This is a genomic window from Novipirellula galeiformis, from assembly GCF_007860095.1.
GTDB classification, from domain to species: Bacteria; Planctomycetota; Planctomycetia; order Pirellulales; family Pirellulaceae; genus Novipirellula; species Novipirellula galeiformis.
The window spans coordinates 544131-550628 of the sequence record NZ_SJPT01000004.1 but is presented as its reverse complement, the minus strand read 5'-3'; the positions used below and the strand labels follow the sequence as shown (position 1 = coordinate 550628).

The following is a 6498-nucleotide window of genomic DNA, read 5'->3' as shown; positions in this document are numbered from 1 at the left end:
ATGCTGCAGGGGGTTGAAGTCAGTGACCCCAGTCGTTGGATCGAACGTTTGGATCGCGTGCTGCACTACGCCTCACAGCAAAAGCTTCCCAACCGCCCAGGCCGCAGTTATCCACGCGAAGCCTACGTCCGCCGCCCCAAAACCACCCACTTCCAGAAACGAAAAAAGAAAAGTAAACCCAACGATCCAGAAGACCCAACGTCAAAGTGAGTGCCATTGGGCGTTAGCCCCGGTTGAACCGCTTGAACCGTGGCTAACGCCAAAACGGCTAATCTACCGAAAGACTCCTGCCTACCTGGTTAAGCTAAACAAAGCCAGCTCATTTTTGGGTGGCCGCTTTGACCGCTTGAATCACCTCGCTGGGTTCCGCCCGCTTTTTGTAGTCGGCGTCCAGGAAAGCGTAGGTGATTTTCCCCGAGGAATTGATGACGTACGTGGCTGATAGTGGCAGTTCTAAAGCATCGTTCCCATTGTATTGCGGCAATCGAGACTGGTACATCGGAGCGATCGCGTCGGGCAATTCAAAAACGATTCCATACTGTTTGGCGAGTGCCAAGTCTTTATCGTGCAGGGCGACGATTGAAATGCCGCTTGCTTCAGCGGTTTCCTTTGCTTTCTCCGGCAACTCCGGCGTCAAGATAACGAGCTTCGCACCCGCGTTTTCAATCTTGTCGAGAGATTGCTGCATCGCTCGTAGTTGAAGGTTGCAGTAAGGACACCAACCGCCGCGATACCACATCACCACGACTGGCCCTTGGCTCCATAGTTCGCTGAGTGTGACGGAATCGCCCTTCCATCCCTTCAAGGTTCCATCCACGGCGTCATCACCGACTTGCTTCGCCGATGCTTCGATTCCGCTTGCGCGAACGTCTTCGATGCCTTTGGCGAACGTCGCGCGTCGATCGGCCGGCGCTCGCTTGGCAAAACCGGCAGCCTTTTCAGCCAACTGTCGGGAAAGCGATGGAGTGGTTGACGTTTCTTGTGCCATGGCGGGAATTGCCGTTAGGGATGTCAGCAGGAATATGCGTGTTAGTGATTTGAGCATTCGTTTTCTCAGCCTTTGATGGAAATGAAGTTGGTGAAATCAGTGCGGGTGGTTGTGGTGGTGTTGTCGCAGCAGGTCTTTTCCGTAGTCGTTTCCGTTGGGCGTTCGGATCACCGTGTGAATGTGGTCGCGAGTGGGTTCGGCGGTGCGAAACGGCGCAACTCGGCGTTGATGGTCGAACTCGATCAGGACGACAGGGCTATGAATTCGATAGTAGTAAACACTCTCTTCGGTCGTTCCGCCGATCCAAGCGAAGTAGGTTTCATCGAGGTGCTCTTTGACCTCGGACATGCGAACCGTCGCGTGTTCCTGACGCAGGTTGCCGACGTATTCTTCGATCAAGCGGATCAGGCCATTCTTCTGCTCGTCGCTGAGCTCTGATCCAACGATACCAGCGTAGTCAAGAACGACGTTGTCCTTGTACGCTTCGGTTAAGTTGTTGTTGCCGTTTTTGTTCTGCATCAGGATTGCCTTGGACCGTTGGTCGTCGGTCAAACTCTGCATGAAGGCAAGGCCTTTGTTTTGTTCGTCTTGCATGACGATCGTGCCTTTGAACTTTCCTGCCTTGGCTTCCACCGGTTCCGAGCCCATGAAAACAGGACTCATGACCACTTGATCTCCTAACACGAAGTAGTTGATGACGAGATGGTGCCCATCGAGCTGCCAACCCCAAGGCTGGGTTTTGGAAGGTTCGCCCATGATGGTGACCCAGTACAGCCACTCGCCGTATTCGTCGAAGTTGTCGGCGAGTTCGGCTAGCGTGCCATTGAGCTTCATGATGTCTTTGGTTTTCTTGAGCCCCTTGGCACTCAGACTTTTGCCCAGCATTTCGAAGGCTAACTTTCGCTGTGCTTCGGACATTTCATCGAAGCCAACACCCTGGCGTTTCGACCTGTGCCGGTTGTCCCACTGCTGCCATTCTGAATCGTCGACCGGGAAGACGGTCCGTTTGCGTTGATCGTCGCTCAATCCCGCCAAGAACGCTTCCGCAGCCTCGCGAACAGGTTCGGTGGTCACGCCGGTGGATTTGATCGAAAACAGATCGCGTTGGATGCCTTCGGATGTGACGATACCGACGAACGGCTCCTCAATCACCGACGCGCGGTCCGCTCGACCGCCAGGCCGCTGGGAATAGACGACGACACAAGTGCACATGAGCAAGATCGCGAACGAGGCGATCCATCGATGATGTCTGATCATTGGTTTCTCCGTTGTTCAATTTCTTGGTAGTCCGGTTCCTCCGTTTTAGCAGCAATCGGGGGTACGTTGCACAACCCTAAAAATAGCACTCCCTTCGCTTAAATCGACATTTCTATCATTTCAAGCGTCCTGCGGAGTCAACTTTCTGTGTCCGTCAATGTTTTAGCCGCGTCATGGCGACGTTGCCTCCATCCATCGACGGTCCATGTGTCATCTTCACGCAGTAACCACAGTGCGATGCATGCCGCCAACATCGGAAACGCCGCAAAGAACAACAAGTTCGGCTTTTCCCAAGGATTCATGTATTGCTTGTAACAACTGAGGGTGGAAACGGTGTGCAATACCGCGATGATTCCGTAAGTCCATGTGCGAAAAAAACCGGCGAGAAATGACAAAACCAAGATCATTTGCACAACACCCAAACCGACCATCAAGGACGTGCCAAGACCGGGCGTCAAATAGTACCGTTCATAGATACTCGCCGCGTGTTCGGGGTTGAGCAGTTTGTCGAGTGTCCACATGAAGAAAACAATGCCAACTCCGATGCGAAGAAGCGACAACGAGAGCGCCACACGCCCGTCTCTCTGTTTTAAGTCATTCATCATCATCTCCGATTGAAGGGGGGCTATGCGTTTTTTTCGTAAGGTCGCGATTCAGCGGACACCCTCAATTGGACGCGCCGCCATCGACCCGAAGGTGTTGACCGGTCATCCATCTCGCATCGTCACTGAGTAAAAACTCGACGACGCCGGCGATGTCGTTGGGATGGCCGAGTCGTTTGAACGGAGATAGGTTGCGAAAATACTCTTTACGCTCTTCGTTGCTATTGGCAAACATTCCCGGCTCGGTCGCACCGGGGCGAACGCTATTGATCGTGATGCGTCGTGATCCTAGTTCTCGCGACATCGAAACAATCATGGCGTCCATGGCCGCTTTCGTTGCCGAGTACAGTCCGGTTCCCTCTCGCGGACGTTCGGCGAGTTGAGAAGAAATGAAGACAATTCGCCCCCCCTCTTCGATTCGGCGTGCTGCTTCACGAATCGTTAGGTAGGCCCCCACGACATTGACGCGGAGCAGTTTTTGGAACTCACACAGGGACGTTTCCACCACCGGTCCGCTGCCCGCGATTCCCGCACAGGCAACGAAGCTGTGCAATTCGCCAAACTCGGCAATGGAGGTGTCAAACAGTTCCGTAACCGCTTGTTCATCGCTAAGGTCGCACTTCGCGGCAAACGCCTTGCCTCCCTTGGCCTTGATCTCAGCTACGACCTTCTCCGCCGACTCTTTGTCGCTGTGGTAGTGCACAACGGTTTTCCAGCCAGCGTTGGCAAGTTTGGAGCAAATTTCACCTCCAATACCTCCTGATCCGCCAGTCACAATCACGGTCTTGTTATTTGGCATCGTTGTCGCATTGTCTAAAGAAATGGTCGCATTGCCTGTAGAAAAGGGAAGCAAATTAGGGCCCAGCGAAAGCAAGATCGGCCCAGCGAAAGCAAGATCAGCCCAGCGAAAGCAAGATCAGCCCAGCGAAGCATCTTCCTTGCAATGCGCGACGTGCGTGCGGGTCCGCCACGGCTTCCGCCAATCAAGGCCAGAGACCGCGTTTATTTGCCGATCAGAGGCGTGCGTTGCTAGCGGGTTCCAGACCGAGATGAGCCGGGCTGTTTTGGCAATGCTCCGGACATCGTGAACCGGACATCGTGAACCGGACATCGTGAACCGTCCGGCCGCCGCTTGCGAATCGGGCTTGCGAATCGGGCTTGCGAATCGGGCTTGCGAATCGGGCTTGCGAATCGGGCTTGCGAATCGGGCCTGTCACGCATCGCAATCGCTACGGCGCGATTGAGTTCGATGATCGAAACCTATGTTCGATGATCGAGGACGCGGGTCCGCGGCCCGCATCGTGACCCGCCTCAGGGCGAGTTGCGGGCGTCGATGGCGCGGTGCCGTGTGAGTGCACCCGCCTTGATGAATCTTTCCTGCGTTGTCGTCGGGCTCAACTGCGAAGCAATTCGGGCAACCGTTCGTTCACAAAATCGCGGATTTCGTCCCGCACTCGGCGGTAAGAATCGAGGGCTTGTTCTTCGCTGGCAGCGTCCTTGGCGAGCTTCGGTGGATCATCGAAACCGACGTGAACCAACTTCGCCTGGGCCAGAAACGCCGGGCAGTTCTCGTCAGCGTGACCGCACACGGTGATGACCAAATCGAGCGGGACTTCCGCAAGCGTACTGGCGAGCTTCGACGATTGGCTCGAGATATCCACGCCCGCTTCCTTCATCACTCGCATCGCATTGGGGTTCATGCCGTGCGTTTCGATCCCAGCCGAGTAGGCTTCGATCGCGTCACCGTGGAAGTGCCTCGTCCAACCCTCGGCCATTTGGCTGCGACAAGAATTGCCGGTGCAGAGAAACAGAACTTTCTTTTTGATCATGGGTTTTAATCTTAATGGAATGACGATGGTTTAGTGGGTCAGGGACGAAGGGGCCGAAATGATGCGCCGCAAACCAGCCAAACCGGTGGGCGGTTCGTTTTGCCAAGGGACGAGGGCAACGCGAGTCGCAAGTGTCGACTCCACTTCTTGGATGAACGGCAACTCGTGATGTTGTCGCTGACGCAACGTCGGATCGGTCACGTCAAGCGGCGCGAGACTTTGGTTGATGACCCACGCGAATGGTTCGATCTCCGCACGCCGCAAGTCCTGCTGCAATCGTGCCGCTTCGTGAACGGGAGTCGCTTCGGGCAACGTCACCACCAACACACGCGTGAAGTCGGGATCACGCAAACGGGGCAACAACTTTTCAACCGACTCAGGGATCTGGCTCGCTTGCCGAGTCACTTCGCGGTGATAGGCCAACGCCGAATCAAGCAACAGAATCGTGTGCCCGGTCGGAGCGGTGTCCAACACGACAAATCGGTTCGCCCCTTCGGAGACCGCTCTGGCGAACGCCCGGAACACCGCAATTTCTTCGGTGCATGGCGAACGTAAATCTTCTTCGAGCAACGCTTTTCCCTCGGCGTCCAAGTCCTTGCCGGCGGTCTGCATCACCTCAGCGGTGTAGTCCGCGGTTTCCTGAGCCGGGTCGATACGACCGACGCTCAGCCCCGCGAGTTCGTCCGCTGCAATCGTCGCCGAGACATGAGCAGCCGGGTCGGTGGTCGAAAGATGCACGTCGAAACCCCGCTCCGCCAACGCGACCGCAACGGCCGCCGCCACCGTCGTTTTGCCAACGCCCCCCTTGCCCATGGCTAGAATCACGCCATGGCCGACGGCGGCGAGTTCATCCATCAATGAATCCAGCCCGGCGGGGAAGTCGGCGTGCGAACGTGTTGCTAGCGGGGCCGGTGAATGTGATGTTTCTGTTTGCCCGACACGCCGAAGCGAATCAACTCCCATCAACCCGCTGCACGCCAAGGGGACGGTCGAACGCTCCAGCCCGGCGAGCTCGGCTGGCATGGCTGCGACCGCTTCGTCACCACGACGGCTCATCGCTGTGGCGATCTCATCGGTTGGCGTTTGACTCTTGAAGACACCGTTGACGATCAAGTGCTGATTGTGAACGCCTAATTCTTGCAGCTCCCTGCTCGTTCGAGCGGCTTCGCGAAACGCCGAGGGTTCAGGACGCGTGACCAGGACTAACGTCGTACAATCCGCATCGGCCAACGCTGCAACGGTTTGCTTGTAGATCAACGTCTGAGCTTGCAAACCCGCGAGTGGCCCCAGACACGAGGTGCCGGTCGTATTGTTGTCGATGTATCCCGTCCAAGCTGATGGCAACGTCAGCAAACGCAGCGTGTGGCCCGTCGGCGCCGTGTCAAAGACAACATGGTCGAACTGCGACGTCGCCTGTTTGTCACCGAGCAATTTTGCGAACTCGTCGAACGCTGCGATCTCCAGCGTGCACGATCCCGAAAACTGCTCTTCCATGCTGCGCACTGCCGCGTCCGGCAACACGCCGCGATACGGACCCACCATCCGCTCGCGATATTCGTGAGCCGCCACTTCGGGGTCAAGGTTCATTGCAAATAGATTTGGCACGGACTCGATGGGCGTCGGTTCACCCGCCAGCGGTGTGCCCAACACCTCGTCGAGATTGGATGCGGGGTCGGTTGAAACGAGCAGCACTCGCAAACCGCGATCGGCCAATTGAACGGCACTCGCACACGCCATCGACGTTTTTCCGACGCCGCCTTTGCCTGTGAAAAACAAGTTGCGAGTGGGATGATTGAGAAATTGCATGTCGTTTCTCCTGGAT

Annotated in this window: 6 protein-coding genes and 1 pseudogene; 1 reads left to right on the top strand and 6 read right to left on the bottom strand. The window is 56.2% G+C overall.

What is annotated here, in order from left to right; translation table 11 throughout:
• Window positions 1-210 (top strand): annotated as a pseudogene (locus tag Pla52o_RS26895) (hypothetical protein); the annotation flags it as partial.
• A gap of 109 nt (window positions 211-319) precedes the next feature.
• Here Pla52o_RS26895 and Pla52o_RS12950 read toward each other — a convergent pair.
• From Pla52o_RS12950 to arsA, 6 genes are all read right to left on the bottom strand, one after another.
• Complete coding sequence (locus Pla52o_RS12950; protein ID WP_231612296.1) at window positions 320-1045, bottom strand: peroxiredoxin-like family protein; 726 nt, start codon at window positions 1043-1045, stop codon at window positions 320-322.
• 39 nt (window positions 1046-1084) lie between these two features.
• Window positions 1085-2245 (bottom strand): DUF3500 domain-containing protein, encoded by a 1161-nt coding sequence (locus Pla52o_RS12945; RefSeq protein ID WP_146595020.1) that lies wholly within the window; start codon window positions 2243-2245, stop codon window positions 1085-1087.
• Window positions 2246-2382: 137 nt separating this feature from the next.
• Window positions 2383-2847 (bottom strand): DoxX family protein, encoded by a 465-nt coding sequence (locus tag Pla52o_RS12940; protein WP_197169209.1) that lies wholly within the window; start codon window positions 2845-2847, stop codon window positions 2383-2385.
• A gap of 64 nt (window positions 2848-2911) precedes the next feature.
• Window positions 2912-3646, bottom strand: a complete 735-nt coding sequence (locus tag Pla52o_RS12935; RefSeq protein ID WP_146595019.1) for an SDR family NAD(P)-dependent oxidoreductase — start codon at window positions 3644-3646, stop codon at window positions 2912-2914.
• Window positions 3647-4241: 595 nt separating this feature from the next.
• Complete coding sequence (locus Pla52o_RS12930; RefSeq protein WP_146595018.1) at window positions 4242-4676, bottom strand: arsenate reductase ArsC; 435 nt, start codon at window positions 4674-4676, stop codon at window positions 4242-4244.
• Window positions 4677-4706: 30 nt separating this feature from the next.
• Window positions 4707-6482, bottom strand: a complete 1776-nt coding sequence (gene arsA / locus Pla52o_RS12925; protein WP_146595017.1) for an arsenical pump-driving ATPase — start codon at window positions 6480-6482, stop codon at window positions 4707-4709.
• Window positions 6483-6498: the final 16 nt, after the last annotated feature.

Coding starts and splice junctions, on each gene's coding strand:
- Pla52o_RS12950 (WP_231612296.1), bottom strand. CDS start 1,045: ATGCTCAAATCACTAACACGCATATTCCTGCTGACATCCCTAACGGCA.
- Pla52o_RS12945 (WP_146595020.1), bottom strand. CDS start 2,245: ATGATCAGACATCATCGATGGATCGCCTCGTTCGCGATCTTGCTCATG.
- Pla52o_RS12940 (WP_197169209.1), bottom strand. CDS start 2,847: ATGAATGACTTAAAACAGAGAGACGGGCGTGTGGCGCTCTCGTTGTCG.
- Pla52o_RS12935 (WP_146595019.1), bottom strand. CDS start 3,646: ATGCCAAATAACAAGACCGTGATTGTGACTGGCGGATCAGGAGGTATT.
- Pla52o_RS12930 (WP_146595018.1), bottom strand. CDS start 4,676: ATGATCAAAAAGAAAGTTCTGTTTCTCTGCACCGGCAATTCTTGTCGC.
- arsA (WP_146595017.1), bottom strand. CDS start 6,482: ATGCAATTTCTCAATCATCCCACTCGCAACTTGTTTTTCACAGGCAAA.